Below are 26,321 nucleotides of genomic sequence, written 5' to 3' on the forward strand. Positions count from 1 at the left end.
TCTCCGGGGATTGGCTTGTTTCAAGTGTGGTGACGCGAGCGGTTTTGGAGGCAATTCGAACGCAAGGGGATGTTGCAGCAACTGCCGGGCTGAGCTGTTCCGGCACTGAAGGATTGTATCTGCGCGGTCCGATCCACCTTCCAGCGCTGCCCCATATGAAGCAGCGTGCGTTGCGCGCTCTCTAGGGCGCCTGTACTTCCAAGGTTGCGCTATAGGTGGCGCGGCGTTCGGTGGCGGGCTTCGAGACACCCTTGTCGCTGATCATCTCGGCTTCCAGCCAATACATGCCCGCTTCCGGCCAAGTGATACTCACCTTGCCCTGTTCGTCGGTGGTTGCGTGGATCTCGCCCAAATGGTCGCGATAACGATTGCCGCCGGGGATCACGCTGATCTTCACGCCCGCGGCCGGTTCGCCATCGAGTAGGAAGGTGAACTCCGCTGCTTCGCCGGCGAAGAGGTCGTTGGGATGGGTAACGGGCGCCAGTTCCAATCCTTTGCCGGTGGGCGTGAGCACTTCCTCAGAGGGATTGCCGGAGGTAACGAACACTTCCATGCGGCTGCTGTTCTGGCTGACCTTGAGGTCCTCGCCTTTGGCTGGGACTTCCTTGGCGAACGCCTCGGGGCTACCCATCCAACGACGCATCTGGCCGTTTTCCTTCCAACGCGCAAACAGGCCGTTGTTGGCCACCGCCAGCTTATAGGTCCCTTTCTGCGTCAGATGCACATCGAAGGTGCTGCGATAGTGGCCGATGGCGCCATTCTCGGCCTGGATGTGCGAGCCGTCCGGTGCGATCACGTGCAACTGCGATGCGGGCCGTGCGCGCATGCCGGGCGGACCGCTAGCCGGCGCCTGGTCGAGGTTGCCGATGCCCTGCAGGCGCAGTGGGACGTGCTCGAAATAGAACAAGTCATTGGATACCGCGGCGTCGACGGTAATCCATGGATCTTCACCAGACAGGACGGTCGCCGATGGCAGCATCCAGGCGCGGTGAGCCTGGGCAGAAACTGGCAGACACACGGCCAGGGCCAGAGCGGTCCATTTGATCATGGGTTTCATGACGGGCTCCTAGTTCAGGGATTCAGGGTGAGAGATATGTTGCCCAGCTCGCTTTCGCCCTGGGCTCGATGGCTTTGTTTTTCCTGTGGCGGCCAGCTGAATGGCACTCGCAGCAATTCGCGACCGCCGACTTCCCGGGCTGCTTCCACGACCAGGCGATACTCACCGGCGGGCAAATCCTTGAGTGGGGCCTTGCTGTCGTCGAAGTTCAGTTCATGGCTGCCGACGGCACGTGTCGCAGCGCTGACACCATCGACCGGAAGGTCCAGGCTACGACCGCTGCGGCGCCACCACTGACGCAGATCTTTGAGCCATTTTTCACCTTCCTCATCCTTCAGCTTCACGTCGTACCACACGGCCAAATCGGCGACATGGCTCTGGTCCGGGCGTTCCAGCCAAAGTGCGACGTAGGGGCGGTGATATTCGGCGACCTGCAACCGTGGAATCTCGACGGAGACTTGTAGGTCAGCCGCCATAATTGGCGCGCTGATCAGAGTGAGGGGTAGCAACAAGCGTTTACGCATCGCAGATCCTTAATGAATGAACAGCAGGGCCAACAGCACGGGAACAACCAGGCCCAGGCCGACCAGCGGCCAGGTGATGGGTCGCCCGGCGGCGTGGCGCTGCAACAGCAACAGGCCGGTGAGACTGAAAACTACGCATGCGGTGGCAAAGATATCGATGAACCAGCTCCAGGCCGTGCCGGTGTTGCGGCCTTTGTGCAGGTCGTTGAGATAGGAAACCCAACCGCGATCGGTGGATTCGTACAGCAGTTCGCCGCTTTCCAGTTCGAGGCTCAGCCATGCATCGCCACCGGGGCGGGGCAGGGCGATATACAACTCTCCATCGGTCCACTCGGCGTTGCGATCGGCTAGCTCGATGTTCAGCTCATTCTCCAGCCAGACACGCAATCGACTAGGCAAACCAGCCTCTGGCGACTCCGTCAGCAGCTTGGTCCGCAACGCTTCAGGAAGATGAGCCTGACGCTCGGAAATGACGGGGCTGGCCTCGATTTGCCCTGCATGGTTGAGCGTGATGCCGGTAATCGCGAATAGGAGCATGCCGACCAGGCACAGCGCGGAGCTGATCCAGTGCCATTGGCGGAGGGTGCCGAGCCAGAGTCGCATGGTGATCCTTGTTTGGAGCGAGGGCGGCAAAGATTCTAGGGGGCGCTGGAGGCAAACGCTAATAATTTACAGACGTTATACATTCGCATCGAGAGGCTGCGTGTTGCCGGCGTGAGCGAAATTAAACGACGGTCAGGAGTTCCGGTTCTCGTTGGTTTAGAGGGCCAGGTTGGCAGTCATTGAATGGAGTGCGACGTCTGAAAGCGTGCTCGATACGGCATGGCTCGCTTCGAGCCGGTTGTGTCTCGGTCGTGTGGCGGGGCGTGCAACCCCGCCAAACTGGGGGTTACGACGTCACGGCATCTCAACTTCGATGACACCGTCGGCATTGATGCTGACCTGGCGGGTCCCGGCCTCGACCTCCGGTGTCGGCATGGAATCCATGCTCTTCATCGCGAAGTTGCGCATCACCGGCTGGTAACTGCCGCCACTGTTCAGATTGAGGTTGACGATCCGGTAGTCAGTGCCGCCAAGCGCTTCGGTAGCCAGTTGTGCGCGGGCGCGGAAGGCGGCGACGGCATCCTTCAGCAGGGCGTCTTCGTTCTGCTTTCGGATCGCGTCGGAGACGCTGAAGTGCATGCTGCCCATCTTCAGCTCCTGCATCAATTCGCCGGTAAGTTTGGACAGAGCAGTGAAGTCACCGCTCTCTAGGCGCAGCTCGGCGCGTTCGCGCCAGGCGGTGATCTGCTGGCCCTTTTCCTCATAGACCGGATAGCTGCTGCGGCTGCCCTGGCTGACGACGACGCCTTTCGTTTGGCGGGCGCGCTGCAAGGCTTTGTTCATGGCTTCGGTGGTCTGCGCGGCCAGCTGCGCCGGGTCCTCGTGCTGGGCTTCGCTGTAAAGCGTGACGTGCATGCGGTCGTGGGCTACTTCGCTGCTGGCCTCGGCACGCAGGGAAATCTGGTTGTAGTGCTGCTCGTCGGCAACAACCGGAAAGCAGGCAAGGCAGGCCAGCAGCGCGACGCTGCGGGGAACTGTAACGAACATGAGAGCTCCTGAATTCAGTGCACCACCGGTGCGGCGCAGAGACTTTAGCCCTTTGAGGGCCGTTACGCAGTTTTTCTGTGCGTCGCGTTGACGCAGAAAGGGCTGCCTCCCGAATCGCTTGGTTATACTCGCCATTCGTTTGGAGAACCCATGTACGCATCCGTTCACCTGCTGTCTGCCAGCCGTCAGAATCTCCGTCTGCTCACCCTGATCCGCATCCTCGTGCTTGCTGCTCAGGCGGGCGCGGTGGGGCTCGCCTATGCCACGCAGTTGTTCGTCTTGCCGTGGGCGCATCTGAGTATCACGTTGGCGATCTCCGCGCTTATTTGCCTGGGCACGGCTTTACGGCTGCGAGGGCCCTGGCCGGTGACCGAACTCGAATACGCGGTTCACCTGGCTGCTGACTTGTTGATTCACAGCGCGCTGCTGTATTACTCGGGCGGTTCGACTAACCCGTTCGTTTCCTACTATCTGGTACCGCTGACGATCGCTGCGGCCACATTGCCGTGGCTGTACTCAGTCGTTCTGTCCGGCATGGCGCTTGCGGGCTACACGCTGATGCTGGTGTGGTACGACCCGGTCATCGCACCGCCGGTCGATCGCACCACATTGCTGGTCTATGGAATGTGGCTGAGTTTCGCCCTGGCAGCTGCGCTGATCACCTTTTTTGTCGCGCGTATGGCCGAGCAACTACGACGTCAGGAGCAACTCCAGGCCCAGCGCCGCGAAGAAAGCATGCGTGACCAGCAGCTTCTGGCCGTGGCGACGCAGGCGGCTGGCGCCGCGCATGAATTGGGTACGCCGCTGGCGACCATGAGCGTATTGCTCAAGGAGTTGCGCCAGGAATACCGCGATCCGCAATTGAGCGAAGACCTCGAACTGTTGCAGTCACAGGTCCAGCTCTGCAAGGAAAGCCTGCGTCAGCTGGTTCGTGCCGCCGAAGCCGATCGCCGCCAGGCCATCGTCGAGCAGACCGTGCGCGAGTGGGCCGAATCGGTGCTGCAGCGCTGGCATCTGATGCATCCAGAGGCAACCTATCGCTTTCAGTGCCTCGGTAAAGGCACGCCGCCGCGTCTGATGCCGCCGGCAGATCTGAGTCAGTCGCTGCTTAACCTGCTGAACAACGCCACCGATGCCAGCCCGGATGATCTGGAGATTCGCCTGGACTGGGACGCACAATGGATCAAGTTGACCATTCGCGATCACGGCGCCGGTGTGCCTCTGGCTATTGCCGAGCAGATCGGCAGACCCTTCATCACGACCAAGGGCAAAGGCTTCGGCCTCGGCCTGTTCCTGAGCCAGGCCAGCGTGACGCGCGCCGGCGGTACGGTGAAACTCTACAATCACGAAAAGGGTGGCACTCTGACCGAGCTGCGCCTGCCGCATGGCTCGGTACGGGCCTGAACTGACGTGACAATGATGCGAGGAATCCAGACATGACCGAAGAGTTGCAGCACGAAGGCGACGATCAGCCCCATCTGCTGCTAGTGGATGACGATCCGACATTTACCCGTGTCATGGCGCGCGCCATGAGCCGCCGTGGTTTGCATGTCAGCATCGCCGGATCGGCCGAGGAAGGCCTGGAGATGGCGCAGCAAGAATTGCCCGATTACGCGGTACTGGACCTGAAGATGGAAGGCGACTCAGGTTTGGTACTGCTGCCTAAACTGCTCGAGCTGGACCCGGAGATGAAGGTACTGATCCTCACCGGTTATTCGAGCATCGCCACCGCGGTCGAGGCGATCAAGCGCGGTGCTTGCAACTATCTGTGCAAACCCGCCGACGCTGACGACGTGCTCGCCGCACTGCTTTCCAAACATGCTGATCTGGATACGCTGGTGCCGGAAAACCCGATGTCGGTGGACCGGCTGCAGTGGGAGCATATCCAGCGCGTGCTCGCTGAGCATGACGGCAACATCTCCGCCACGGCGCGCGCGTTGGGCATGCATCGGCGGACCTTGCAGCGCAAGCTGCAGAAGCGCCCGGTTCGGCGCTGATCGCCCTCAGCCAGCGCCGGCAGCCGTCTTGGATGTTGGCACTGCGCTGTCGATACCAGATCGACGGCCAGCCCTGCGTCCCGATCCGGCAGTTTTTGTTTACCCTGTTGGTATCCACGACACTTCTTTTCGAGCGTTGCCATGCTCCCCCTGGTTCTGCAGACCCTGAGCGTCACCGCACCGGTTTTCGTAATGCTGTTTGCCGGCGTCGCACTGATGCGCCTGCGCTGGATCGATGGTGCATTCATCCATACGGCATCGACGTTGGTGTTCAACGCCACGATGCCAACGCTGCTGTTCCTTTCGGTCATCAAGGCGGATTTAAGCGCCGCGCTACAGCCGACACTGCTTATCTATTACATAGCCGCTACGGTGGGTGGCTTTTTGCTGGCTTGGGCCTGGGCGCATTGGCGCTGTCCGGTGGCGGATCGCGGCGTCTACGTGCAGGGGGCTTTTCGCGGCAACAACGGAGTGATCGGACTGGCATTGGCTACCAGTCTTTATGGCGACTACGGGCTTTCGCTCGGCGGAGTGCTGGCCGGTGTGGTAATCCTTTTGTATAACAGCCTGTCTGCTGTGGTCTTAGCGATCTACAGCCCCGATGGCCACGCAGATGCCCGGGCGATCATCCGCAGCATTCTGCGCAACCCTTTGATCATTGGCGTGACCGCAGCGATACCCTTCGCCTATTGGCAGGTTCCTCTACCCGATTGGCTGATGACATCGGGGCAATATTTCGCTCAGCTGACGCTACCGCTGGCTCTGATCTGCATCGGCGGCACACTCTCGATTGCGGTGTTGCGTGAAAGCAGCGGCATTGCGATGAGCTCGAGCATGATGAAGATGGTCTGGTTTCCGGCGCTGGCTACGCTGGGCGCTTGGCTATGCGGCTTTCGCGGCGCCGAGCTCGGTATCCTGTTTCTGTATTTTGGCTGCCCGACCGCGGCTTCCAGCTTTGTCATGGCGCGCGCGGTCAATTCCAATCATCAATTAGCCGCGACCATCATCGTCATCACAACGCTCGGCGCGGCGGTGACGATCAATACCGGGTTATTCCTGCTCCGCTGGGCCGGCTGGATCTGACCAGCCGGCCATGAGCATCAGACGCGTTGGCTTTTCCAGGCGCGCCCGGAAATCACCACCAATGTCACAGCAGTCAGCGGCAGAACATAGCCAATAATCGCGTCACCAAAGGTTTCGGCAAACGGGCGTCCGGTACTGGCCGTCACCAGGTAGACCGTATAGGCGATGTAGTAGGCCAGGAACAACAGACCTTCCCAGCGGTTGATGGCGTAGCCGGTGAAAAAGATCGGCAGACAGGCCAGCGCAACCGCGATCATTACCGGGAAGTCGAAGGCCAGGGCGCTGGCTGCGACGCCGATTGCCTCTGGCGATACCAGCGAGGCCAGCCCTAGCACGCAGAGCAGGTTGAAGATGTTGCTGCCGACGATATTGCCCACGGCGATATCGCGCTCACCCCGGATGGCGGCGAGTATCGAGGTCGCCAGTTCGGGGAGGGAAGTGCCGACGGCAATCACGGTCAAACCGATCACCAGTTCCGACAGGCCCAACGCACGGGCCAGCGATACGGCGCCCTCCACCAAAAAGTTCGAGCCAGTCACCAGCAACACCAGGCCGGCAATCACGAGGCCGGCGTTGATCAGGCTTGCGTAGGGCTTTGGTTTTCCATCGAGACCGAACTCCTTGGTGAACTCGTCATCAGCGGCTGCGACTGCATTGGCGCGGCGGCTGCTGATGATCAGGAACAGGGTATAGCCGATGACGGCCGCAAATAGCAGGGCGCCATCGAGGCGACTGAGCGTGCCGTCCCAAGCCAATGCATAGGTGACCAGGCTGGCACCGATCATGATCGGCACATCGAGGCGGATCAATTGGCGAGAAACGATCAGCGGCGCAATAAGCGCCGTCATGCCAAGAATCAACAAGACGTTAGCGATGTTGCTGCCGATCACGTTGCCGATGGCGATATCGCCGCTGCCATTCAGCGATGCCTGCACGCTTACCGCCGTCTCTGGCGCGCTGGTGCCGAAGGCGACCACGGTAAGGCCGATGATCAATGGCGGGATGCCGAATTGGGCTGCCAGTTTGGCAGCGCCGCGCACCAAAACCTCGGCGCCAGCGACAAGCAGCACCAGGCCGGCTATCAGATAGACAAACGTCATCAGGGTCACGAAGGGAGCTCCAGAGGGGATCGAGGTGGGTCAGCGCTGGTGTTTCCAGGCGCGCAGAAAGATCACGAAAAGCGTAATGACCGTCAAGGGCAATACGTACCAAGTCATTGCATGGCGTAACAGACTGATGGCCGGCAGGCCGGTAGAAAACATCACCAGATAGAGCGTATAGGCCAGGTAGTAGCCTAAGAACATCGTGCCCTCCCAGCGTTTGATTTGGTATCCGGAAAAGAAGATCGGCAGGCAGGCACCAAACACGGCGAGCATGACCGGCAGGTCGAAGGCCAGCGCATTGGGTGAAATCGACAGGCCGTCGGCCGAAACCAACGCTCCGGCACCGAGCACCAATAGCAGGTTGAAGATACAACTGCCGACCACGTTGCCAACGGCGATATCACGCTCCCCGCGATAAACCGCCAGCAGTGAGGTCGCCAGCTCGGGAATGGACGTGCCGACCGCGATTACGGTGAGGCCAATCACCAGTTCGGACAGGCCCAGTGCGCGTGCCAGGGCCACCGCACCTTCAATCAGCAGATTCGAGCCAGCCATCAGCAGGCCCAGCCCGAGCACTATCATCGACAGCTGGACGAGCCAGCCGAGTGGTTTCGGTTGGCCTTCGGGGCCGTATTCGGTGATGAACTCGTCAACCGGCGCGCGTCTTTTCTCGCGCTTGCTGGCGATGATCAGAAACACCGTATAGAGCAACAGCGAGGCTATCAGAATGCCGCCGTCCAGCCGGCTGACGCGGCCGTTCCAGGCGAGGAAGAAGGTCAGCACGCCGGCGCCGATCATGACCGGCACGTCGAGGCGCACCAGTTGGCGGGACACCAGCAGCGGCGCGACTAGTGCCGAAAGGCCAAGAATCAGGAGGATATTGGCAATGTTACTGCCGATCACATTGCCTACGGCAATGTCGCCGCTGCCGCTCAGCGAGGCCTGGATGCTGACGGCCGCCTCCGGTGCGCTGGTACCGAACGCGACGACGGTCAGGCCGATGATCAGCGGAGAGATACCGAAGCGCGCAGCCAGTTTTGCGGCGCCACGGACTAGGGCTTCGGCACCTGTCATCAGCAAGACCAGGCCGACGATCAGATAGGCGAACGTCATTAAACTCATTGCAACTCCATCGGTATTCGGCGCTCCCGGTCAGTCTACTTTTTCGATCTTGGCGTTGACCACGCCGTCCTCGATCAGGTCAATCTTGCTGGCAGCGACCCGTGACAGATCGATGATCCGCCCCGGCTTGAACGGGCCGCGATCGACGATGCGTACCGTTACCTGTTTGCCGTTTTCGAGATTGGTCACCTTTACGCGCGTGCCGAACGGCAGCGTTTTGTGCGCAGCGACCAGCTCGTTTTGATTGAATGTTTCGCCGCTCGCGGTCTGCTCGCCATGAAAACTGCGGGCGTAATAGGACGCCTTGCCCTGCTGGATGAAGGTGCGTTTGGCTTTCGAAACCTCATCCTGCTTTTCGGTGCAGCCGCTAGCCAGGGCGAGCAGGAAGGGTATAACCAGCAGTCTGGTTTGCATGAGCCAATCTCCCTGAATGAATGCAGGCGCGGCACCAACTGCCGGGAGTGGATTGCTATACGGTCTTATTGAGCGCTAACCGACGCAGCCGTTCAACGGGTCGATCGACACCGAAGCGTTGCAATCGTCATGAGCTCCGGAGACGAGGCGGGTCCTGAAAGACCCGCCTCGTTGGGTCAGCCTTCGAGCTTGCTCTTCAGCAACTGGTTGACCTGGGCAGGGTTGGCCTTGCCCTTGGAGGCTTTCATCGCCTGGCCGACGAAAAAGCCGAACATCTTGCCGCGCTTGGCTTCGTCGCTGGCGCGGTACTGTTCGACCTGCTCGGCGTTGGCTGCCAGCACCTCGTCCAGCATCGATTCGATGGCACCCGAGTCGGTGACCTGCTTGAGGCCCTTTTTCTCGATGATGTCATCTGCCGAGCCTTCACCTGTCGCCATGGCTTCGAAGACCATCTTGGCGATCTTGCCGCTGATGGTGTTGTCCTTGATGCGTTGGATCATCCCGCCTAACTGCTCGGCAGAGACTGGCGACTGCTCGATATCCAGGTTGTCCTTGTTGAGCAGGCTGGACAGTTCGCCCATCACCCAGTTGGCGGACAGCTTGGCATCGCCGCAAGTGCGCTGCACCTGCTCGAAGTAATCGGCCATCTCGCGACTGGCAGCCAGTACATCGGCGTCGTAGGCGGAAAGGCCGAATTCGCGCTGGAAGCGTTCGCGCTTCTCAACCGGCAGTTCTGGCAAGCTGGCACGGATCTGGTCGAGAACGCTCTGCTCGATGACTACCGGCAGCAGGTCGGGGCAAGGGAAGTAACGGTAGTCGTTGGCTTCTTCCTTGCTGCGCATGGAGCGCGTCTCGTCGTTGTTCGGATCGTACAGGCGAGTTTCCTGCACCACCTTGCCGCCGTCTTCGATCAACTCGATCTGCCGCTGCACTTCGTGATTAATCGCTTTCTCGATGAAGCGGAAGGAGTTGACGTTCTTGATCTCGGCGCGGGTGCCGAATTCGGTCTGGCCTTTCGGGCGCACCGAGACGTTGCAGTCGCAACGCAGCGAGCCTTCAGCCATGTTGCCATCACAAATTCCCAGATAACGGACAAGTGCGTGGATCGCCTTGACGTAGGCCACCGCCTCCTTGGCGCTACGGATATCCGGCTCGGAGACGATTTCCAGCAGCGGCGTGCCGGCGCGGTTGAGGTCGATGCCGCTCATGCCGTGGAAATCTTCGTGCAGGCTCTTGCCGGCGTCTTCTTCCAGGTGCGCACGGGTAATGCCGATGCGCTTCTGCGTGCCGTCTTCCAGGGTAATGTCGAGGAAACCCTTGCCGACGATGGGATGATCCATCTGGCTGGTTTGATAACCCTTCGGCAGATCGGGATAGAAATAATTCTTCCGGGCGAAGACGTTCTTTTCGGCAATCTCGGCATCGATTGCCAGACCGAATTTGCAAGCCATGCGCACGGCTTCGGCATTGAGCACTGGCAGCGTGCCGGGCATGCCCAGGTCAACCAGGCTGGCCTGGGTGTTGGGCTCGGCGCCGAAAGTGGTGGCGCTGCCGGAGAAAATCTTCGACTGGGTTGCGAGCTGTGCGTGGATTTCCAGCCCGATCACGGTTTCCCATTGCATCTTCAATCTCCTCAGAATCCGGCCGGGGCGCGCATGTGCCAATCGGTCACTTGCTGGTACTGATGCGCCACGTTGAGCAAGCGCGCCTCTTGGAAATAGGGCGCTAACAACTGCACGCCTACGGGCAATCCATCGATGAATCCAGCTGGCATGGAAATGCCCGGAATGCCGGCCAGGTTAGCGGTGATGGTGTAGATATCTTCCAGATAGGCCGAGACCGGGTCGGCATTCTTTTCGCCGAGCTTCCACGCCAGGTTCGGCGTGGTCGGGCCGAGAATCACGTCGACTTCATCGAAGGCGCTGACGAAGTCGTTCTTGATCAAGCGGCGAATCTTTTGCGCCTTGAGATAGTAGGCATCGTAGTAACCGGCGGACAATGCATAGGTACCGACCATGACGCGGCGTTTGACTTCGTCACCGAAGCCTTCGGCGCGCGAGCGCTTGTAGAGGTCGGTAAGGTCCGCTGGGTTCTCGCAGCGATAGCCGAAGCGCACACCGTCGAAACGCGACAGGTTGGAAGAGGCCTCGGCCGGCGCGATCACGTAGTAGGAGGGGATTGCGTGCTGCATGTTTGGCAGGCTGATTTCCTTCACCGTGGCACCGAGCTTTTTCAGCTCCTCGACCGTCGCCATTACAGCGTCGGCGATCTGCGGATCGAGCCCTGCGCCGAAATATTCCTTCGGCAGACCGATGCGCAGGCCGTTAAGCGGCTTGCTCAGCGCCGCTAAATAATCGTCTAGCGGTTGGTCGACGCTGGTGGAATCCTTCGGGTCGAAGCCGGCCATGGCGCCGAGCATCAATGCGCAATCCTCGGCAGTACGGGCCAGCGGACCACCCTGATCGAGGCTGGAGGCGTAGGCGATCATGCCCCAGCGCGAGACGCGTCCGTAGGTCGGTTTCAGTCCTGTAAGGTTGGTCAGCGCGGCGGGTTGGCGAATGGAGCCACCGGTATCGCTGCCGGTTGCGGCTGGCAGCAGACGTGCGGCAACCGCTGCGGCCGAACCGCCGGACGAACCACCCGGGACTCGGGTCGGATCCCAAGGGTTCTTTACCGCGCCATAAAAACTCGACTCATTGGCCGAGCCCATGGCGAATTCGTCCATGTTCAGCTTGCCCAGCGATACCGCGCCCGCAGCGGCGAGCCGCTCAACCACCGTGGCGTCATAGGGCGATTTGAAGCTGTCGAGGATCTTCGAGCCGCAGCTGGTGCGCACGCCCTGGGTGCAGAACAGGTCCTTGTGGCCTATCGGTGCGCCCAGCAGAGCGCCGCTTTCGCCGCTGGCGCGACGCATATCGGCGGTCTTGGCCTGGGCAATGGCTTGCTCTTCGGTGACGGTGATAAAGCTGTTCAGTTGCGGGTCGAGCTGCTGGATACGGGTCAGCAGCGAGCGGGTCAGTTCTTCTGCAGAGAAGCGCTTTTCGCTCAGGGCGCGCGCAATTTCGGCGAGAGTCAGTTGGTGCATGTCGGCGTCCTTCATTACTCGATCACCTTCGGGACCAGATAAAGGCCGCTTTCCACGGCCGGAGCTATTGCCTGGTAGGCCTCGCGCTGGTTGCTCTCAGTGACTTCGTCGGCGCGCAGGCGCTGGTGGGTTTCCAGCGGATGGGCCAGCGGCTCGATGCCATTAGTGTCGACCGCCTGCATGCGATCGATCAGGCCGAGGATGTTATTGAGGGTCTCGGTGGTGCGGGGCAGGTCGTCTTCATTCAGGCCCAGACGGGCCAGATGAGCGATCTTTTCCACCTCGGAGCGTTCAAGCGCCATCGGAATTCTCCAGCGTGAGGCGAATCGGGTGCGCCTTCCGTCGGCAAAGGCCAGCGTCAGAGCAGCAAGGTCGAGCCGCGGCAGCGGGCATTCGAGCCCGGAAAAGCCGTCAATCTTACATGCCTGTAGGTGTTCTCGGTAGCACGGCTGCGGCTTGCCGGGTGCACTGTGTTTTTTCTTCGCTGATCGTTTTTTCGCGCAATAGCTCACGTCTGGCCAGACAAGCGTGGACTCGCGCCTTGCCCTAAGTTCGCACCATTGTTAGAGTTTGCGGCACTTTTTTCCCCACGCGTTTGCCCCAGGGCCCTTTTCCCATGTTCAAGAAACTGCGTGGCATGTTTTCCAGCGATTTGTCGATCGACCTGGGCACTGCCAATACCCTTATTTACGTGCGCGACCGCGGCATCGTCCTGAACGAGCCGTCCGTGGTGGCTATTCGCTCCCATGGCAATCAAAAAAGCGTGGTCGCCGTGGGCACCGACGCCAAGCGCATGCTTGGCCGTACTCCTGGCAACATCAACGCGATTCGCCCGATGAAAGACGGCGTGATCGCCGACTTCAGCGTTTGTGAAAAGATGCTGCAGTATTTCATCAACAAGGTTCACGAAAACAGCTTTCTGCAGCCCAGCCCTCGCGTGCTGATCTGCGTTCCCTGCAAGTCCACTCAGGTCGAGCGCCGTGCGATCCGCGAATCGGCGTTGGGTGCTGGTGCGCGTGAGGTCTTTCTGATCGAAGAGCCAATGGCGGCAGCCATCGGTGCCGGCCTGCCGGTCGATGAGGCGCGCGGTTCGATGGTCGTCGATATCGGCGGCGGTACCACCGAGATCGCGCTGATATCCCTCAATGGCGTGGTTTACGCCGAGTCCGTCCGTGTCGGCGGCGATCGCTTCGACGAATCCATCGTCACCTACGTGCGTCGCAACTATGGCAGCCTGATCGGCGAATCCACCGCCGAACGTATCAAGCAAGAGATCGGTACCGCGTTTCCGAGCAATGATGTGCGTGAAGTCGACGTTCGTGGCCGTAATCTGGCTGAAGGCGTTCCTCGCAGCTTTACGCTCAACTCCAACGAAGTGCTCGAGGCGCTGCAGGAATCCCTGGCCACCATCGTCCAGGCGGTCAAGAGCGCGCTGGAGCAGTCGCCGCCGGAGCTGGCGTCCGACATCGCCGAGCGCGGCCTGGTACTGACGGGTGGTGGCGCGCTGTTGCGTGATCTCGACAAGCTGCTTTCCCAGGAAACCGGTCTGCCGGTAATCGTCGCCGAAGAGCCACTGACCTGCGTCGCACGCGGTGGCGGCCGGGCTCTGGAAATGATGGACCGTCACGCCATGGATCTGCTGTCCACGGAGTGACCTACAAGCGGTAAGCTCCAAGCGCAAGCCGAAAGCAGGGCCACACTCTGCTCTCGGCTTGTCGCGTTTAGTTTGAAGCCTGCAGCTGCGAGGACCTGTCAATCAAACCACTATTTGCCAAAGGACCCTTGCTCGGAGTTCGCCTGCTGGTGCTCTCCGTGCTCTGTGTCGCGCTGATGGTGGTCGACGCGCGCTTCGAGACGTTGAAACCTGTGCGCAGCCAGATGGGCCTGGTGTTGACGCCTTTCTATTGGTTGGCCGATCTACCGGTGCGCACCTGGCAGCGTGCAACCGAGCAGATCAGCAGCAGCACCAGCCTGGTCGCCGAGAATGAGAAGCTGAAAGCCGAAGCGTTGCTCATGCAGCGGCGTCTGCAGAAGCTGGCGATGCTGACCGAGCAGAATGTGCGCCTGCGCGAGCTGCTCAACTCCGCCGCATTGGTCGATGACAAAGTGATCATTGGCGAGCTGATTGGCCTCGATCCCAACCCCTTCACTCACCGCATTCTCATCGACAAGGGCGAGCGTGACGGTGTCTTCCTCGGCCAGCCGGTGCTCGATGCCAGCGGGCTGATGGGGCAGGTCGTCGAAGTTATGCCCTACGCCGCCAGGGTCCTATTGCTGACGGACGTGACCCACAGCATTCCGGTGCAGGTCAATCGCAACGGTTTGCGGGCGATTGCGGTCGGCACTGGCAGTCCTGATTATCTCGAGCTGCGTCATGTCGCCGAGACGGCCGATATCAAGGAAGGCGATTTGCTCGTCAGCTCGGGATTGGGGCAGCGCTTTCCCAGTGGTTATCCGGTCGCCCAGGTCACCGAGGTGGTGCGGGGCTCGGGGCAACCCTTCCTGATCGTTCGTGCCATCCCCACTGCGATGCTCAATCGCAGCCGCTATTTGTTGCTTGTCTTCAGCGATTCGCGGACACCGGAGGAACGTGTCACAGCCGCTGCCGAAGCTCAGGAGACGGCCGATCGCGAGGCCGCCGAGCAGGCGGAGCCGGCTGCTGCCGATGCGATCTCTGAGCCGGAAACCCCTGACGCTGCCCCGGCGACGCCGGATACGACGCGACCGGACGCCGAGGAGCAGCCATGATCAGCGGGCGACTGAATAATGGTTGGGTGATCTGGTTATCACTGTTGATAGCGCTGTTGCTCAGCGTGGCACCCATGCCGCACAGCATCGGGCTGGGGCGTCCGCTCTGGCTCGCCATGTTCATCGCCTACTGGGCAATCGCCTTGCCCCATCGAGGCGGTATGGTCGCGGCATTCTTCTTCGGGCTGATGCTCGACGTGCTGTCCGGCACCCTGCTGGGGCAGAACGGCCTGCCGTTGATATTGATCACCTTTCTGGTGCTCAACCTTCAGCAGCGCCTACGTATGTTTCCGCTATTGCAGCAAAGCCTGGTACTGCTGGTGATTCTAGGAATCGGGCAATTGGTGCAGTTGTGGCTCAATACGCTGACAGGCAATCGTCCGCCGACGCTTCTGTTTCTCGTCCCCGTCCCGGTCAGCGCTTTGCTCTGGCCATGGGTCTTCATTGCCCTGCAATGGGCGCGGCGGCGCTTCAACGTCTACTGACCGTCTCCGCGATCAGGCGAGTTGCTTCCGAGCGCCGCCTAGATATGCGAATCTGCTTCGATAGTTTTTATCCTAGGAGCAGGCATGCCCGCATTGTTTCTCGCCTCCGCGTCGCCCCGGCGTCGTGAACTGCTGACGCAGATCGGCGTTCCGTTTTCCCTTCTCGCGGTCTCCATCGACGAAACACCCGATCCAGTGGAGTCGCCGGACGTCTACGTTCAGCGTCTGGCTCGAGAGAAAGCCCTGGCGGGCCTGGCTCTGGTCGATGACGCCTCGGCGTACGTGCTGGGTGCCGACACCACGGTAGTGCTGGATCAGCGGATTCTTGGTAAGCCGATAGATAAGCAGGATGCACTGGCGACACTACAAGCCTTGTCCGGGCGCGAGCATCAGGTACTGACGGCGGTCGCGTTGGCTGGTCAAGCAGATTGCGTGGTGCGTCTGGTGAGCAGTCGGGTACGCTTCCGGCCCGTTCGGCCGGAAGAAGCCGAGGCCTACTGGACCAGCGGCGAACCACGGGACAAGGCGGGTAGCTATGCCATTCAGGGTTGGGGTGCGGTTTTCGTCAGCGCCCTTGAGGGCAGCTACTCCGGCGTGGTCGGTCTGCCGTTATGTGAAACGGCACAGCTGCTCGATGCATACGGTCTCGAGTACTGGACTAAAAGCTCAATCTAGAGCCTGTGGCTTGGCGGCGTATGCCGTAGAATCGAGCCCACTCGTCAGCTTCGGCTGTTTCACCCCACCGCCATCGGCCGAGAATAACAATGAGCGAAGAAATTCTGATGAACATCACCCCCATGGAATCACGGGTGGCGGTGGTGGAAAACGGTGTCCTGCAGGAGGTGCATGTCGAGCGCACCCAGCGTCGCGGCATCGTCGGCAACATCTACAAGGGCAAGGTGGCACGAGTGCTACCCGGGATGCAGGCGGCTTTCGTCGACATCGGCCTGGAGCGTGCGGCATTCATCCACGCTTCGGAAATTTCCAGCCGGGAAGGCAACGCGGTCGAGCCCATCAGTGCGCTCGTCCATGAAGGGCAGGCGCTGGTCGTCCAGGTCACTAAGGACCCGATCGGAACCAAGGGCGCACGGTTGACGACACAGCTGTCGATACCTTCGCGCTACCTGGTCTACATGCCCAAAACCAGTCACGTCGGAATTTCCTTGCGCATCGAAGACGAGGCCGAGCGCGAGCGACTCAAACAGGTGGTCGCCGAATGTGTCGCGGCCGAAGGCATCAAGGAAGCCGGCGGGTTCATCTTGCGCACAGCCGCCGAGGGAGCAGGGAGCGACGAAATCCTCATGGACATTCGCTACCTGCGTCGCCTGTGGGAGCAGATCGACGGCCAGATGAAGACCGCCGGCGCGCCCTCGATCATTTATGAAGACCTGTCGCTGGCCATGCGCACCCTGCGCGATCTGGTCAATCCGCGTATCGAGAAGATCCGTATCGATTCGCGAGAAAACTTCCAGAAGGTCAGCCAGTTCGTCGGCGAGCTGATGCCGGAGTTGAGCGAGCAGCTCGAGCATTACCCCGGCGAGCGGCCGATCTTCGATCTGTACAGTGTCGAGGACGAAATCCAGAAGGCGCTCGAGCGCAAGGTCATGCTCAAGTCCGGCGGCTATCTGATCATCGATCCGGCCGAGGCGATGACTACTATCGACGTGAATACCGGCGCCTTCGTCGGCCATCGCACGCTCGAGGAAACCATCTTCAAGACCAACCTCGAGTCTGCTACCGCCATTGCGCGTCAGCTTCGGCTGCGCAATCTCGGCGGGATCATCATCATCGACTTCATCGACATGGAAGACGAAGAACATCGCCGTCAGGTCCTGCGCACGCTGGAAAAGCAGCTGGAGCGTGATCACGCCAAGACCAACATCATCGGGATCACCGAGCTGGGCCTGGTGCAGATGACTCGCAAGCGCACTCGTGAAAGTCTCGAGCAAGTACTGTGCGAGCCCTGCATGTGTTGCCAGGGGCGCGGCAAGTTGAAAACTCCGGAAACCGTTTGCTACGAGATATTCCGCGAGATCCTTCGCGAGGCCCGCGCTTACCAGCCCGAGGGCTATCGCGTACTGGCGAACCAGAAAGTGATCGACCGGCTACTCGACGAGGAGTCGGGCAATGTCGCCGACCTCGAAAGCTTCATTGGCCGTTCGATCAAGTTCCAGGTGGAGACCATGTACTCGCAGGAACAGTACGACGTGGTGCTGCTCTGACTAGGGTCTGTTGCCGTTTCGCTGCGAGCCGCGTTGCTGCGCCAAATCTCGCCAGGCAAGGCGCGGGACGCAGGTAATGGTCGCTCCCTTACCAAGTCCCGCAACGCCGCATGGCGAGATTTGCCGCGCAACCCGTAGGGACGGGCCGGTTTTTGTGCGATACGGCGTTTCTCGTCGCTTATTTGGAACGACCAAACTGCGCGACTCGTGTCTTGTCTCGCGCAAAAACCGGCTCCGTCGCGGCCGCGACGAAACGGGAACAGACCCTAGATGCAAGCCAGGCCATGTTGGCCCGGATGACTGGAGCGCATCCGTATGAGTCGGCTCCTTGCCCTTGCCCTTGCGTTCTTGCGCGGTAGCCTCTGGCTGGGCGCTATCGGCCTGGTGCTGCTTGCTTTTTACGTAAGCCTTGGCCGCCAGTTGGTGCCGCTGGTGGCGGAGTATCGGCTCGAGGCGCAAGACAAGGCGCGCGAACTGCTGAACATGCCGGTGGCGCTCGGAAAACTGGAAGGTCGCTGGGAAGGCTTTTCGCCGCGGTTGCTGGCGCACGACGTGGTGCTTGGGGAAGGAGACGCGGCGATGCGTCTCGATAGCCTGGCGTTGGTGCCGGACGTGATGGCCAGCCTCTTGTCTCGGCAGCTTCAAGTGAAGTCGGTGGAATTCACTGGCGCCCATTTAAGCCTGGTGCAGGATGCGGAGGGCAAATGGCGTGTCGGCGGATTGCCCGAGCGCGGCGACCAAACGCCAGCGGATCCGCAGAAGCTATTTGGGGAGCTGCAGAGAATCGGGCGCCTATTGCTGCTCGACAGCCAGATCACCCTTGAGGCGCACGCTGAAGCGCCGCTGACCCTGACCTACGCCAATCTCGAACTGCGCACCGCAGGTGAACGCCTGCGCCTGGACGGGCGGGTGCTGTTGCCGGATGGCCAGCCACTGAGAATGCGTGCGCAGGCTTTGGTGCGACCGAAAGACTGGCGGGCCAGCGAGGCGCAACTGTACCTCAGCCTGCCGCAGAGCGACTGGGCCGCCTGGCTGCCGACGAGTCTGACCGGCAGATGGAGGGTCCGACAGCTACAGGCTGGTGGCGAGATATGGCTCGATTGGCGCGAGCGCGGGTTGGCGCGTGCCGTTGCGCGGCTGAACGCGCCGGCAGTGCAGGTAGGTCATTTGCAGCGTGACCCGGTGCAGATCGAGGATCTGGCGATGAACGCCTATCTCGATCGGGCGGATGAGGGCTATCGAATGCAGGTCGCTGGTCTGGCCTTCACTTTTGAAGGCAACCGCTGGCGGGACACGACAGTGGTTGTCCAGCAGGATATCGCCGAGGATCGCTGGCGCGTGCAGGCTGATCGCATTCCGGTCGCACCAGTGGCCGAGCTGATTCATGCATTAGCGCCTTTGCCCGATATGGCTAGCGAGTATCTGCTCGGCCTTGCGCCGACCGGAATGCTGCGTAATTTGCAGTTCGACTACCGTCCGGCAGCGCCGAGTTCCGAGCGCCTGGCATTTGCCGCCAATCTCGATGCGGTCAGCATCGCCGCGCATAACTGGATACCCGCGGTGCGCAACGTCAGCGGCGTGGTGCAGGGTAATCTCGGCGGGGGCGAGCTGCGTTTCGACAACCGGGACTTCAGTTTGCATTTGGCTGAGCTGTTTCCGAATCCCTGGGACTATCGCCGTAGCCGCGGCAGTCTCGTCTGGACGCTAAATGATCAAGCCTTCACGCTCGCCGCGCCCTATTTGCAGGTCGAGGGCGAAGAGGGGCGCATCGCTGGCGATTTCCTGATCCGCCTGATGCGCGACCCGGCGGCAGAGGACTACATGGATCTGCGCGTCGGTATCCGCGACGGGGATGCCCGCTACACCGAGAAATACCTGCCGACGCGCTCGCCAGCCCTGAGCCCGGCTTTGAGCGATTGGCTGAACACGGCGATTCGCGGCGGTACCGTCGAGCAGGGCTATTTTCAGTATCAGGGCGCGCTGAGCAAAGGCGCTACCGATACCGCTCGCAGCCTCAGTCTGTATTTCAAGGTGAAGGACGCCGAGCTTGCCTTTCAGCCCGGCTGGCCCGTGTTACGTGAGGGCCGTGGCGAGGTACTGATCGAGGACAGCGGGGCGCGGGTACGTCTTGCCGAGGCGCGCATGCTCGACAGTCGCGTGCATGACGCTACAGCCGAAATTCCGCATAGCCAAAACGGCCAGCCGCCGCGGCTGGATATCGAAGGACAGGTCGATGGCAATCTGCGAGACGCGCTGACACTGATGCAAGAGGCACCGGTCGGCACCGCCGATCTCTTCGCCGGTTGGCGCGCTGAGGGGCCTCTGAGCGGAACGCTCAATCTGGACATTCCGCTGGCAAAGGGTGAACGCCCGAAGGCTGTTGTGGATTTTTCCAGCTCCAATGCTTCGCTGTTCGTTACGCAGGCGGATCTGCAGTTCGAAGGATTGGCTGGTGAGTTTCGCTATGACAGCGAGCGCGGCTTCAGCGCTGCGGAGCTTCACGGTCGCGCCCTTGGCAGCCTTGTGCGTGGCAAAGCCATCGCCACCGGGCAGCCAGGCAATCCTTCCACGCGGATCGAGGCCACCGGAACGGTGGCGCTGCAGCGACTCCTGGCCTGGCGGAAAATCGAACAGCCTGTGCCTGCATCCGGGGAGCTACCGTTTCGGTTGAATCTGGTCCTGGATGGCGTCGACAGCAACCTGCAGGTGGATTCATCGCTGTTGGGCACAGCGCTGGCGCTCCCGACGCCATTCGGCAAGACGGCCAACGAACGGCGCGATACCACGCTGCGAATGACGCTGGGCGGCGAGCGCCAAAATTACAGTCTTCGGCATGGCGTGCTGGCGGCGCTGACCTTCGTCGCGCCGGCCGGTAGCTGGACCGAGGGTGGCGGTGAGCTGGTGTTGGGCGGTGGCGCTGCGAACCTACGCAGCGATAAGGGCTTGTATGTACGCGGAAACATACCGCGGCTTGATCTGAGCGAATGGAAGGCGTTGTTGAATGTCTACAGCGACGTTTCGCAAGGCCAGCAGGCCACTTCACTGCTGCGGCGCGCTCAGCTTGATATCGGGACGTTTGTGGGTTTCGGCACCCAAGTCGACGATCTCGGCGTGGACTTGCAGCGCCTTCCGGCTGGCTGGTCGCTGGGGCTGGATAGTCGAACTGTCGCCGGCACCGCTCGGCTGCCTGATGCCGTCGGCGAGCCCATCGTACTAGATCTGTCGCGCCTGCAGCTCCCTGCGGCAGAGCCAGGCAAACCCTCAGGAATATTGGATGATCCGCTGGCCACCGTCGATCCGAAGAGCCTGCCGGCGATGGATATTACGGTAGCCGAGGTGCTGCAGGGCGACCAGCCGCTGGGTGCCTGGGCGTTGAAGATGCGGCCGAAAGAAAATGGTGTCGAATTCTCAGAACTAAACCTGAACTTGAAGGGGCTCAAGATCGGCGGTAACGGTGGTTGGAGAGGCTCGCAGAGCTGGTACAAAGGCCGGATGGAGGGCACCGATCTGGCCGATGTGCTTTTAGCCTGGGGGTTTGCACCCTCCACCACCAGCGAATCCTTTCACCTCGATGTGGACGGCAACTGGCCCGGATCACCTGCATCTTTCAGTTTGCAGCGGCTGTCTGGTCGACTCGACGGCAGCCTACGTAACGGCCAGTTGCGCGAGGTTGACGGTAGCGCTCAGGCGTTGCGAGTCTTCGGTCTACTCAACTTCGCGTCCATCGGGCGACGGCTGCGGCTGGATTTCTCCGATTTGTTCAGCAAAGGTCTGAGCTACGATCGAATCAAGGGCGAATTGGTCGCTACCGACGGGGTTTACGTCACGTCGCAGCCGCTGACGGTCACCGGACCCTCTAGCAATCTGGAGCTGGACGGCCGGATCGATATGGTCAACGATCAGATCGACGCCAAGCTGCTGGTCACACTACCGGTCAGCAATAACCTGCCGCTGGCCGCGCTGATTGTTGGCGCGCCGGCTATCGGTGGCGCGTTGTTCGTCGTCGACAAGTTGCTGGGTGATAAGGTCGCACGTTTCGCCACCGTTCAGTACAACGTAGAAGGGCCGTGGCGAGCGCCTAAGATCACGTTCGACAAACCCTTCGAAAAGCCCAACTGAGCGCTCCTTTAAAACATGCGGCTCTGCGCCGCCTACGGTATCCATGCATGACACTAGCCGTGATCCAGATGGCCAGTCAGGCCGATATACAGGCGAACCTTGCCACCGCCCGACGGCTGCTGGAGCAGGCTGCTGCCTCTGGCGCGCGGCTAGCGGTTTTGCCGGAGAACTTCGCCGCCATGGGGCGAAGTGATCTACCGGCGGTCGGCCGGGCCGAAGCCGAGGGTGCCGGGCCGATACTGCCGTGGTTGAAACAGGTCGCATGCGACCTCAGGTTGTGGATAGTGGCCGGCACGCTGCCGCTGCCTCCGGATGATCAGCCGCAAGCGAAGGTCCGGGCCTGCTCGCTACTGGTCGATGACCAGGGCCAGCGCGTCGCGCGTTACGACAAGCTGCACCTGTTCGACGCCGAAGTGAGCGATGCGCGTGGACGTTACCGTGAGTCAGATGATTACGCCGCTGGCGAGCGGTTGGTCGTCGTCGATACACCGGTGGGGCGCTTGGGCATGAGCGTCTGTTATGACCTTCGGTTCGCGGAGCTGTACCTGGCTTTACGTCAGGCCGGGGCTGAATTGATCAGTGCTCCCTCAGCGTTCACTAGTGTGACCGGCCAGGCGCACTGGGAGATGTTGATACGCACGCGGGCCATCGAGACGCAATGCTATATGCTGGCCGCAGCGCAGGGTGGAGAGCACTCTGGCGGACGATTGACCCACGGGCATTCGTCTATCGTTGATTTTTGGGGGCGCGTGCTGAACGAGCAGGCGACAGGCGAAGCCGCACTCACCGCTGCTCGGGAAACGGCCGAGCAGAATGCGATGCGCCAGCGTATGCCGCTACTGAGCCACCGCCGTTTCACCACGCCCCGTATTGCATCGCGCATTTTGGAGTAGATATGAGTGAACTGCTGTTACCTGTCACCGAGCGCCTCCTGACGCCGGGCGGACTGGGTATCGATGATCTGCCGGGTTTGCTCGGCGAGCTGGCCGGCCCTGGCATCGACGCGGCGGATTTGTATTTCCAGGATCAGGTCACCGAGTCCTGGGTGCTGGAGGACGGCATCGTCAAGGAAGGCAGCTTCCACCTGGAGCAGGGCGTTGGCGTACGCGCGTTGTCCGGCGAGAAGACGGGCTTCGCCTATAGCAATGCGATCACCGCCGATGCGTTGCGTCAGGCAGCCGAGGCTGCCCGCTCAATCGCCCGTGGCGGCCAGCAGGGTCGTGTCGAGGTGCTTTCGAAGGCCGCTTTTGCCCCGCTGTATAGCCCAGAGAATCCACTGGATGGGCTCGGTCGTGCAGAGAAGGTCGAGCTGCTCAAGCGTATCGACGTCGCTACGCGAGCGCTGGATCCGCGAATCAAGCAGGTCACGGTAAGTCTGGCGGGTGTCTGGGAGCACATTCTGGTGGCGGGGCTGGACGGAGTCATGGCTGCCGACATACGCCCGCTGGTGCGTTTCAACGTGAGCGTAATCGTCGAGCAGAACGGACGTCGCGAGCGTGGCGGACAGGGCGGCGGTGGACGTACCGGTTACGATTACTTTTTCAGCGAAGATCGTGCAATGGGCTATGCCCGTGAGGCGCTGCGACAGGCGCTGGTGAACCTCGAAGCGGTGGCGGCCCCGGCCGGCACGCTACCGGTGGTGCTTGGTCCGGGCTGGTCCGGCGTGTTACTGCACGAGGCGGTCGGCCATGGCCTGGAGGGTGACTTCAATCGCAAGGGCAGCTCGGCTTACAGTGGCCGTATCGGTCAGCAGGTCGCTTCGAAGCTGTGCACCATCGTCGATGACGGCACGCTGGCCGATCGCCGCGGTTCGCTGAGCGTCGACGATGAAGGCACACCCACTCAGTGCACCACGCTGATCGAGAACGGAATACTCAAGGGTTATATTCAGGACAAGCTCAACGCGCGCTTGATGGGCGTTGCGCCAACCGGCAACGGTCGGCGTGAATCCTATGCTCATCTACCGATGCCGCGGATGACCAACACTTACATGCTGGCGGGTGAAAGCGACCCGGAAGAAATCATTCGTTCGGTGAAGAAGGGTATCTACTGCGCCAGCCTCGGCGGCGGACAAGTAGACATCACCAGCGGCAAGTTCGTGTTCTCCACCAGCGAAGCCTATCTGATCGAGGACGGCAAAATTACCGCGCCGGTCAAGGGCGCTACGCTGATCGGCAATGGGCCGGACGTGATGAACAAGGTTTCAATGGTCGGGACCGACTTGGCGTTGGACAGTGGTGTCGGCACCTGCGGTAAGGATGGTCAGTCCGTACCGGTCGGCGTGGGTCAGCCGACCTTGAAAATCGATGGTATTACCGTTGGTGGTACCGGAGCCTGAGAGCTATGACAAGCGCAAAGCAGCCATCCGACGCGACACGAATTGCGGACCAATCGCAGCGAGCACGTTGCGGGCAGCTCTTTTTCAGCGCAGCCCGCGCTGTGTCTCGTCCAGTCCGCGGATGTATTTGAAAATTTTGCGGCTGGCAGCTGGCGGCTTGTTCCGCGCAGCTTCGTGCTGGGCATGGCGGATCAGGCTGCGCAGCTGCTGGCGGTCAGTGTCGGGATATTCGGTAACGAAGGCTTCGAGGGTTTCGTCGTTACCGGCGATCAGGCGGTCGCGCCAACGTTCCAATGCATGGAAGCGTTCGTTGTACTGGCGGGTGGACGCGTCGAGTTGGTCGACCAGCGCCAGGATGCCTTCGATATCCTGGTCGCGCATCAGTTTGCCGATGTATTGCAGGTGGCGTTTGCGCGCGATATTCGCTGTGTGCTTCGGCGCATCGGCCAACGCCTTGCGTAAGGCGTCGGTGAGCGGGAGGCGATCAAGCACGTCGGATTTGAAAGTGGTGAGGCGCTCACCGAGGTCCTGAAGTGCATGCAGCTCTCGCTTGACCTGGGTTTTGCTTTTTTCCTCGAAGTCGTCGAGATCGGAAATATCAGACATGGGGCTGGTCCAGTAGGAAATGCCGCCATGATAACAGCAGCCTTGCTATGCAGCTCAGCTGCGCCTCGCTGGCTGCGATTGATCGAATCTGTGGTTTGGAGTGTTTTATGAGTGAAGTAGAGGGGATCGGTCCGCACGCGTTGCCCGGATTACGCGAAAAGGTCGCACGCATCATCGAAGAGGCCAGCCGGCAGGGCGCCAGCGCTTGCGAAGTATCCGTCTCGATGGAGCAAGGCCTGTCCACCACGGTTCGCCAGCGGGAAGTGGAGACGGTCGAGTTCAATCGTGATCAAGGTTTCGGCATTACGCTGTACGTCGGGCAACGTAAAGGATCGGCGAGCACCACGGGCGGCGGCGACGAGGCGATTCGCGAAACCGTGGCGGCGGCGCTGGCGATCGCCAAGCATGCTTCGGAGGATGAATTCGCCGGGCTCGCCGATCCGGCTCTGATGGCGAAAGACACACCGAATCTGGATCTTTATCATCCTTGGGATATCTCCCCTGATGAGGCTGTCGAGCTGGCACTCCGTTGTGAGGCGGCAGCGTTCGCAACCGACAGCCGTATCCTCAATGCCGATGGCACCAGCCTTAGCACTCATCAGGGATGCCGCGGCTATGGCAATAGCAACGGTTTCATTGGTGCCTACTGCAGCACTCGCCACAGCCTGAGTTGCGTGATGATCGCCGAGGCCGAGGGGCAGATGCAGCGCGACTATCATTACGATGTCAGCCGCATCGCCAGTGATCTGGCCGGTCCCGAGTCGATCGGTCGACGTGCCGCAGAACGTGCCGTTCGCCGCCTCGGCGCCCGCCCCGTGCCGACGTGTGATGTCCCGGTATTGTTTTCGTCGGAGCTGGCGACTGGTCTGTTCGGCCATTTTCTCGCGGCGATTTCCGGTGGCAATCTTTATCGCAAGGCGTCTTACCTAGAAGGCTCGCTGGGGCAAACGCTGTTCCCCGAGTGGCTGACCTTAGACGAGCGCCCGCACCTGCGGCGCGGGCTGGCCAGTTCGGCTTATGACGGCGATGGTTTGGCGACCTACGCCAAGCCGTTCGTTGAGAACGGCAAGCTCTTGTCCTATGTGTTGGGTACCTACTCCGGGCGCAAGCTCGGGATGCCAAGCACGGCCAATGCTGGCGGGGTGCATAACCTCTTCGTATCCCACGGTGATGAGGACCAGGCGGCACTGATCCGTCGCATGGGCCGCGGGCTGCTGGTTACCGAATTGATGGGGCAGGGCTTGAATCTGGTTACCGGCGACTATTCGCGCGGTGCTGGCGGGTTCTGGGTGGAAAACGGCGAGATCCAGTTCCCGGTCCAGGAAGTTACGATTGCTGGCAACCTGCGCGATATGTTCCGGCAGATCGTCGCGGTGGGCTGCGATGTCGAGACACGCAGTAGCATTCACGCCGGCTCGGTGCTGATCGAGCGAATGAAGGTGGCGGGGCAGTAGCGGCAGCAGGTTTCAAGCTGCTGGCAACAAGTGGAAGCGTAAGCGCTTTACTGTCTCTCGGCGCTCGCCTGCATACTGATTATCTTGCAGCTGCTTTATTCCCCTTCCTCAAAATAGTCTTCGATCAGTGCGATCAGCGCATCGATCGCCTCCTGTTCTTGTTCGCCGTCGGCGTGCAGATGGAGGGTAGTGCCTTTGCTCGCGGCGAGCATCATCACCGCCATGATGCTCTTGCCGTCGATCAGGCTGGCCGGGCAGCGCCCGACGCGGACATTGCAGGGAAACTGGTTGGCAACGCCAACGAACTTGGCTGCCGCACGGGCGTGCAGGCCCAGTTTGTTGATGATGGTGATTTCGCAAGACGGCATGTGGAT

The 26,321-nt window shown here is 61.0% G+C and carries 24 protein-coding genes; 12 read left to right on the forward strand and 12 right to left on the reverse strand.

Annotated elements, in window-relative coordinates; all coding sequences use genetic code 11:
• Nucleotides 1-181: 181 nt before the first annotated feature.
• The 4 genes from D7241_RS15165 to D7241_RS15180 form a co-directional block, all read right to left on the reverse strand.
• The gene (locus D7241_RS15165; protein WP_408102205.1) at nucleotides 182-1,057 is read right to left on the reverse strand and encodes a DUF4198 domain-containing protein; all 876 of its coding nucleotides are present in this window, start codon (nucleotides 1,055-1,057) and stop codon (nucleotides 182-184) included.
• 14 nt (nucleotides 1,058-1,071) lie between these two features.
• Nucleotides 1,072-1,581 carry a DUF2271 domain-containing protein gene (locus tag D7241_RS15170; protein WP_408102206.1) on the reverse strand — a complete coding sequence of 170 codons (510 nt, stop codon included), beginning with the start codon at nucleotides 1,579-1,581 and terminating at the stop codon, nucleotides 1,072-1,074.
• 9 nt (nucleotides 1,582-1,590) lie between these two features.
• Nucleotides 1,591-2,184 (reverse strand): PepSY-associated TM helix domain-containing protein, encoded by a 594-nt coding sequence (locus D7241_RS15175; protein WP_408102207.1) that lies wholly within the window; start codon nucleotides 2,182-2,184, stop codon nucleotides 1,591-1,593.
• A gap of 294 nt (nucleotides 2,185-2,478) precedes the next feature.
• Nucleotides 2,479-3,171: an SIMPL domain-containing protein gene (locus tag D7241_RS15180; RefSeq protein WP_408102208.1), complete on the reverse strand. Its 693-nt coding sequence runs from the start codon at nucleotides 3,169-3,171 to the stop codon at nucleotides 2,479-2,481.
• Between the two features lie 150 nt (nucleotides 3,172-3,321).
• On the opposite strand from D7241_RS15180, the gene D7241_RS15185 reads away from it, so the two are divergent.
• The 3 genes from D7241_RS15185 to D7241_RS15195 all read left to right on the forward strand — a co-directional run bounded on the left by D7241_RS15185 (nucleotide 3,322) and on the right by D7241_RS15195 (nucleotide 6,251).
• Nucleotides 3,322-4,575 carry an ATP-binding protein gene (locus D7241_RS15185; protein ID WP_408102209.1) on the forward strand — a complete coding sequence of 418 codons (1,254 nt, stop codon included), beginning with the start codon at nucleotides 3,322-3,324 and terminating at the stop codon, nucleotides 4,573-4,575.
• A gap of 32 nt (nucleotides 4,576-4,607) precedes the next feature.
• Nucleotides 4,608-5,168 carry a response regulator transcription factor gene (locus D7241_RS15190; protein WP_255983227.1) on the forward strand — a complete coding sequence of 187 codons (561 nt, stop codon included), beginning with the start codon at nucleotides 4,608-4,610 and terminating at the stop codon, nucleotides 5,166-5,168.
• Nucleotides 5,169-5,309: 141 nt separating this feature from the next.
• Entirely contained in the window at nucleotides 5,310-6,251 is a 942-nt protein-coding gene (locus D7241_RS15195; RefSeq protein ID WP_408102210.1) for an AEC family transporter, read from the forward strand.
• Between the two features lie 17 nt (nucleotides 6,252-6,268).
• Here the strand turns inward: D7241_RS15195 and D7241_RS15200 are convergent, their stop codons facing one another.
• From D7241_RS15200 to gatC, 6 genes are all read right to left on the reverse strand, one after another.
• Nucleotides 6,269-7,360: a calcium/sodium antiporter gene (locus D7241_RS15200; RefSeq protein WP_408102211.1), complete on the reverse strand. Its 1,092-nt coding sequence runs from the start codon at nucleotides 7,358-7,360 to the stop codon at nucleotides 6,269-6,271.
• 30 nt (nucleotides 7,361-7,390) lie between these two features.
• Nucleotides 7,391-8,476 (reverse strand): calcium/sodium antiporter, encoded by a 1,086-nt coding sequence (locus tag D7241_RS15205; protein WP_408102212.1) that lies wholly within the window; start codon nucleotides 8,474-8,476, stop codon nucleotides 7,391-7,393.
• Between the two features lie 30 nt (nucleotides 8,477-8,506).
• Nucleotides 8,507-8,890 carry a septal ring lytic transglycosylase RlpA family protein gene (locus D7241_RS15210; RefSeq protein WP_408102213.1) on the reverse strand — a complete coding sequence of 128 codons (384 nt, stop codon included), beginning with the start codon at nucleotides 8,888-8,890 and terminating at the stop codon, nucleotides 8,507-8,509.
• 176 nt (nucleotides 8,891-9,066) lie between these two features.
• Nucleotides 9,067-10,512: an Asp-tRNA(Asn)/Glu-tRNA(Gln) amidotransferase subunit GatB gene (gatB, locus tag D7241_RS15215; protein ID WP_408102214.1), complete on the reverse strand. Its 1,446-nt coding sequence runs from the start codon at nucleotides 10,510-10,512 to the stop codon at nucleotides 9,067-9,069.
• A gap of 11 nt (nucleotides 10,513-10,523) precedes the next feature.
• On the reverse strand, nucleotides 10,524-11,975 hold the full coding sequence (gene gatA / locus D7241_RS15220; protein ID WP_408102215.1) for an Asp-tRNA(Asn)/Glu-tRNA(Gln) amidotransferase subunit GatA: 1,452 nt from the start codon (nucleotides 11,973-11,975) through the stop codon (nucleotides 10,524-10,526).
• Nucleotides 11,976-11,989: 14 nt separating this feature from the next.
• Nucleotides 11,990-12,277, reverse strand: a complete 288-nt coding sequence (gene gatC / locus D7241_RS15225; RefSeq protein WP_255983213.1) for an Asp-tRNA(Asn)/Glu-tRNA(Gln) amidotransferase subunit GatC — start codon at nucleotides 12,275-12,277, stop codon at nucleotides 11,990-11,992.
• Nucleotides 12,278-12,591: 314 nt separating this feature from the next.
• Here gatC and mreB point away from each other — a divergent pair, with 314 nt between their 5' ends.
• From mreB to tldD, 8 genes are all read left to right on the forward strand, one after another.
• The gene (mreB, locus tag D7241_RS15230; RefSeq protein ID WP_408102216.1) at nucleotides 12,592-13,629 is read left to right on the forward strand and encodes a rod shape-determining protein MreB; all 1,038 of its coding nucleotides are present in this window, start codon (nucleotides 12,592-12,594) and stop codon (nucleotides 13,627-13,629) included.
• Nucleotides 13,630-13,757: 128 nt separating this feature from the next.
• On the forward strand, nucleotides 13,758-14,723 hold the full coding sequence (mreC, locus tag D7241_RS15235; RefSeq protein ID WP_408102217.1) for a rod shape-determining protein MreC: 966 nt from the start codon (nucleotides 13,758-13,760) through the stop codon (nucleotides 14,721-14,723).
• The gene (gene mreD / locus D7241_RS15240; RefSeq protein WP_408102218.1) at nucleotides 14,720-15,208 is read left to right on the forward strand and encodes a rod shape-determining protein MreD; all 489 of its coding nucleotides are present in this window, start codon (nucleotides 14,720-14,722) and stop codon (nucleotides 15,206-15,208) included. The genes mreC and mreD overlap by 4 nt, the downstream gene beginning before the upstream one ends.
• 84 nt (nucleotides 15,209-15,292) lie before the next feature.
• Complete coding sequence (locus D7241_RS15245) at nucleotides 15,293-15,883, forward strand: Maf family protein (protein WP_408102219.1); 591 nt, start codon at nucleotides 15,293-15,295, stop codon at nucleotides 15,881-15,883.
• Between the two features lie 89 nt (nucleotides 15,884-15,972).
• Nucleotides 15,973-17,430 carry a ribonuclease G gene (rng, locus tag D7241_RS15250; RefSeq protein ID WP_408102220.1) on the forward strand — a complete coding sequence of 486 codons (1,458 nt, stop codon included), beginning with the start codon at nucleotides 15,973-15,975 and terminating at the stop codon, nucleotides 17,428-17,430.
• Nucleotides 17,431-17,745: 315 nt separating this feature from the next.
• On the forward strand, nucleotides 17,746-21,549 hold the full coding sequence (locus D7241_RS15255) for a YhdP family protein (RefSeq protein WP_408102221.1): 3,804 nt from the start codon (nucleotides 17,746-17,748) through the stop codon (nucleotides 21,547-21,549).
• A gap of 47 nt (nucleotides 21,550-21,596) precedes the next feature.
• Complete coding sequence (locus D7241_RS15260) at nucleotides 21,597-22,442, forward strand: carbon-nitrogen hydrolase family protein (protein WP_408102222.1); 846 nt, start codon at nucleotides 21,597-21,599, stop codon at nucleotides 22,440-22,442.
• A gap of 2 nt (nucleotides 22,443-22,444) precedes the next feature.
• The gene (gene tldD, locus D7241_RS15265) at nucleotides 22,445-23,887 is read left to right on the forward strand and encodes a metalloprotease TldD (protein WP_408102223.1); all 1,443 of its coding nucleotides are present in this window, start codon (nucleotides 22,445-22,447) and stop codon (nucleotides 23,885-23,887) included.
• Between the two features lie 84 nt (nucleotides 23,888-23,971).
• Here tldD and yjgA read toward each other — a convergent pair whose 3' ends face one another.
• Nucleotides 23,972-24,493, reverse strand: coding sequence for a ribosome biogenesis factor YjgA (yjgA, locus tag D7241_RS15270; protein WP_408102224.1), 522 nt, complete (start codon nucleotides 24,491-24,493; stop codon nucleotides 23,972-23,974).
• 107 nt (nucleotides 24,494-24,600) lie between these two features.
• Here yjgA and pmbA point away from each other — a divergent pair, with 107 nt between their 5' ends.
• Nucleotides 24,601-25,947 (forward strand): metalloprotease PmbA, encoded by a 1,347-nt coding sequence (gene pmbA, locus D7241_RS15275; RefSeq protein ID WP_408102225.1) that lies wholly within the window; start codon nucleotides 24,601-24,603, stop codon nucleotides 25,945-25,947.
• Between the two features lie 95 nt (nucleotides 25,948-26,042).
• Here the strand turns inward: pmbA and D7241_RS15280 are convergent, their stop codons facing one another.
• On the reverse strand, nucleotides 26,043-26,315 hold the full coding sequence (locus tag D7241_RS15280) for an HPr family phosphocarrier protein (RefSeq protein ID WP_408102226.1): 273 nt from the start codon (nucleotides 26,313-26,315) through the stop codon (nucleotides 26,043-26,045).
• Nucleotides 26,316-26,321: the final 6 nt, after the last annotated feature.

The organism is Stutzerimonas sp. VN223-3, assembly GCF_045999685.1.
Lineage (GTDB): Bacteria > Pseudomonadota > Gammaproteobacteria > Pseudomonadales > Pseudomonadaceae > Stutzerimonas > Stutzerimonas stutzeri_AR.